Origin of the sequence: Streptomyces tricolor, assembly GCF_002155905.1 — a bacterium.
In the GTDB taxonomy this organism is placed as follows: Bacteria; Actinomycetota; Actinomycetes; order Streptomycetales; family Streptomycetaceae; genus Streptomyces; species Streptomyces tricolor.
Window position 1 is genome coordinate 1 of sequence record NZ_MUMF01000268.1, and the last position, 3865, is coordinate 3865.

4 protein-coding genes are annotated in these 3865 nt (G+C 77.0%); 3 read left to right on the forward strand and 1 reads right to left on the reverse strand.

Annotated features, from left to right (window positions below):
• Window positions 1–1044 (forward strand): FHA domain-containing protein (locus tag CCN44_RS19890; RefSeq protein WP_143649865.1); only part of this gene is annotated, 1044 nt, incomplete at its 5' end.
• Window positions 1045–1050: 6 nt separating this feature from the next.
• Here CCN44_RS19890 and CCN44_RS19895 read toward each other — a convergent pair.
• A complete protein-coding gene (locus tag CCN44_RS19895) occupies window positions 1051–2028 on the reverse strand; it encodes a methyltransferase domain-containing protein (RefSeq protein ID WP_059249607.1) in 978 nt (325 codons plus the stop codon).
• A 75-nt stretch (window positions 2029–2103) separates the two neighbouring features.
• On the opposite strand from CCN44_RS19895, the gene CCN44_RS19900 reads away from it, so the two are divergent.
• Together CCN44_RS19900 and CCN44_RS19905 are read left to right on the forward strand one after the other, a co-directional pair.
• Entirely contained in the window at window positions 2104–2508 is a 405-nt protein-coding gene (locus CCN44_RS19900) for a globin (protein ID WP_059249608.1), read from the forward strand.
• Window positions 2509–2698: 190 nt separating this feature from the next.
• Window positions 2699–3865 (forward strand): FtsX-like permease family protein (locus tag CCN44_RS19905; RefSeq protein ID WP_143649867.1); only part of this gene is annotated, 1167 nt, incomplete at its 3' end.

A 3865-nucleotide genomic window follows, 5' to 3' on the forward strand; every position in this document is an offset into this window, starting at 1 on the left:
GGCTTCGGCGGCGGTCCCGGCCAGGGGCAGGGCCCCGGTCAGGGGCAGGGTCCCGGTCAGGGGCAGGGTCAGGGCCCGAGGCAGGGTCAGGGCCCGGGCGGCTTCGGCGGTGGGCCGGGGCAGGGCCAGGGTCAGGGTCCCGGTCAGGGGCCGGGCCGGGGTCCCGGTTCCGGCGGCCCGGGCGGTCCGTCCGGCTTCGGCGGCGGCCAGGGTCAGGGCCAGGGCCAGAGCCAGGGTGGCTTCGGCGGCGGTCCCGGACAGGGCCCGGGTCAGGGCCAGGGCCAGGGTCCCGGCGGTCCCGCCGGTCCGTCGGGCTTCGGGCGGGGGCCCTCCGGCCCCGGCGGCTTCGGCGGTGACCCTTCCCGTCCGGCACCGCCGCCGCCCGGACCGACGCCGTCCGCCGGTCCCGGTGCCGGCCCGCAGGCCTTCCAGCAGGCCGGGGCGTCGGCTCCGCCCGCGTTCCCGCGCGAGACCGGCCGCCCCCCGGCCGAGGACGACTGGGTGATCTCCCCGCCGTCCGCCACCGGCCAGGGCGGCCAGGGTGGTCAGGGCGGTGGCTACGGCTACCCGCAGCCCCACGGCCACCAGGCCCCGTCCGGACCCGGCGGCTTCCCGCAGGCGCCACAGTCCGGCCGGCCGGGCACCTGGACCGCGACCATCGGCCCGGACCGCGCGTACTTCATGGCGATGATGCAGCGCTCCGGCCCCGAGGCCGCGGGCCTGAACCTGCCCGCGTACTCGCCCGAGCAGCAGCGCACGCTCACCGGCAACCAGGTCACCATCGGCCGCCGCCGGCACTCCACCGGCGACACCCCCGACATCGACCTGTCGGTGCCGCCGGAGGACCCGGGCGTCTCGCACCAGCACGCGGTGCTGGTGCAGCAGCCGGACGGCAGCTGGGCGGTCGTGGACCAGAACTCGACCAACGGCACCACGGTCAACATGTCGGAGGAGCCGATCCAGCCGTTCGTGCCGGTCCCGCTCCAGGACGGCGACCGGGTGCACGTGGGCGCCTGGACGACGATCACCGTCCGCCGGGGCTGACCGCGCTCAGGGCAGCGGCCAGGCGTACGGCCCCTCCGGGTCGTCCAGCCACGCCCAGGTGTGCTCGCCGTCGACCGTGACGCCGTAGCGGCCGCGGCCCGGCTCGCCCTCGCGCTCCCACAGGGCGTACGCGGCCTGCGGGTCGAGGGTGGTCCGGGTGAGCGCGAGCAGGAAGCGGAACGGCTCCGGCCGGCGGTCCCCGCCCGGCGGCCCGGCCGGGCGGGCGCCCTCGGGCTCCGCCCTGCCCGTGCCGCGCAGCGGCACGAAGAAGGCGGGCCCCGGCAGGAAGCGGCCCTCGGCGTGCCGCGCGTCCCGCACGGTCAGGGCGAGCAGACCGGTCGCCAGCGGGGTGAGGACGCGCGCGCCGGGGCGGCACTGGGCGAGCCAGGCGCGCGGCACCGTGGGCAGCTCGCAGGTGGCGATGATCCGGTCGAAGGGGGCGCGTTCGGGCACGCCGCGCGCTCCGTCGCCGGTGACGACGACCGGGTGGTGGCCGGCCGCCGCGAGGTGCTGGCGGGCCGACTCGGTGATCTCCGGTTCCAGGTCGATGGTGGTGACGAGGTCGTCGGAGCCGAGCCGGTGGGCGAGCAGGGCGGCGTTGTAGCCGGTGCCGGCGCCGACCTCCAGGACCCGGTCGCCGTCCTCGACGCGCAGCGCGACCAGCATCCGGGCCATCAGGGAGGGCTGGCTGCTGGAGGAGACCAGCTCCCCGTCGCGCAGCCGGGTGGCCAGGGGTACGTCCGTGTAGGCGCCGCGCAGCCAGCGTTCCCGGGCCCGCGGGTCGGGGCTCTCGCGCCAGCGGCGCTCGTAGCCGCGCGGCCCGGCGACGTAGTAGTACGGCACGAACAGGTGCCGGGGCACCGCCGCGAACGCCTCCCGCCACGCCGGGTCCGCGGCCCAGGCCCCGTCGGCGTCGATCTCCCGCACCAGCGCGGCCCGTGCCGCGTCGGCGAGGACCTCGATCTCCGTGTCGTAGGCGCCCATGGCTCCACAGTAGGGGCGGGCGGGACCGGTCCTAAGCCTTGAGTCCTGGGTCGCCCGGTCTGAGACGATGGACGGGTGAATGAGATTCGGCGCGGCACGCTTCAGGAGCAGACCTTCTACGAGCAGGTCGGCGGGGAGGAGACCTTCCGCCGGCTCGTCCACCGTTTCTACCAGGGGGTCGCCGAGGACCCGCTGCTGCGGCCCATGTACCCGGAGGAGGACCTGGGCCCGGCCGAGGAGCGGCTGGTGCTGTTCCTGATGCAGTACTGGGGCGGCCCCACGACCTACAGCGAGAACCGCGGCCACCCCCGGCTGCGCATGCGGCACGCCCCGTTCACCGTGGACCGGGCGGCGCACGACGCCTGGCTGCGGCACATGCGGGTGGCCGTCGACGAGCTGGGCCTGTCCGAGGAGCACGAGCGGACGCTGTGGAACTACCTGACGTACGCCGCCGCGTCGATGGTGAACACGCCGGACTGATCACCTCTGCCGGACGACCCCGGCCGATCACTCCGTACTGAGGGGTCGTCACTGAAGGTCGGATTCCGGTCACCCGTCGCTGTATTCCGATCACAATCCGGTATAGACCGCCCGACAACCGCTTACCCGGCGCCCGGCCCCTCTGCCAGCATCGCCCGAAGGTCTGGAAGTCCGGACACACGGGGGCCGGGTGACGGGGTTCGTCTTCTCACGCGCGCGTGCGCACCGCCTGCTGCTGGGCGCCGCCCTGCTGACGGTGACGCTGACCACCGCGGTACTGGCGACGCTCACCGCGTACTCGGGGGCGATCGGCGACGCGGCGCTGCGTCATGCGCTGGCCGATCCGCGCACCGCCGCCGACACCGCGCTGATCGTCAAGGCGGACGTGCCCCCCGCCGAGCGGGTCGCCGCCGACGCCGCCGTACGCCGCGGCGCCCGGACGACGTTCGACGGGTTACCGGTGACCGTACGGACCCTGCGCCGCTCCGGACCGTACGCGCTGCCCCGCTCGCTCCGGCCGCCCGCGAGCCGGTCGGGCGACCCGGACCTGACGTACTTCGCGGCACTGGACCGCACCCTGCTGCGGCTCGCCGCCGGCCGGCTCCCCCGCCGCACCGACGGCGCGGTCGAGGTGGCGCTGCCGCAGGCCGCCGCCCGGGCGCTGCGGCTCGCGCCCGGCGACCGGCTCACCCTCGCGAACCGGCTGGAGGGCCCGGCGGTCCGGGTCCGGATCGTCGGCGTCTACCGCCCCGCCTCGGTGACGGCACCGTACTGGCGGCTGGACGACCTGCTCGGCCGCGGGGTGAAGAAGTCCGGCTTCACGACGTACGGCCCGCTGCTCGCCGACCCCGCCGTGCTCACCGGGGGCCGGGTCAGCACGGGGGCGACGGCCTGGCTGGCCTCGGCCGACTTCGCGTCGGTGACGACCGGGCGGATCGGCGCGCTGCGCACGGCGGCCCGCGACGGCGGCGCCGCCCTGCGCGCGGCCCCCGCGCTGCGCGGGACGACGGTCGCGCAGACCGCGCTGCCCGACGTGCTGGACCGGGTGGACCGCTCGCTGCTCGTGGCCCGCTCCACCCTGCTGATCATCGCGCTCCAGCTGGTGCTGCTGGCCGGCTACGCGCTGCTGCTGGTGGGCCGGCTGCTCAGCACCGAACGCGCCGACGAGACCCGGCTGCTGCGGGCCCGCGGCGCCTCCCGCGCCCGGATCGCCGCCCTCGCCGCGGCCGAGGCCCTGCTCCTCGCGCTGCCCGCCGCCGTCTGCGCGCCGCCGCTCGCCGGCCCGCTCACCGCCCTGCTCGCCGGACACGGCCCGCTGGCCCGGCTCGGCCTGCGCCTGGACCTGCCGGCGGCCGGC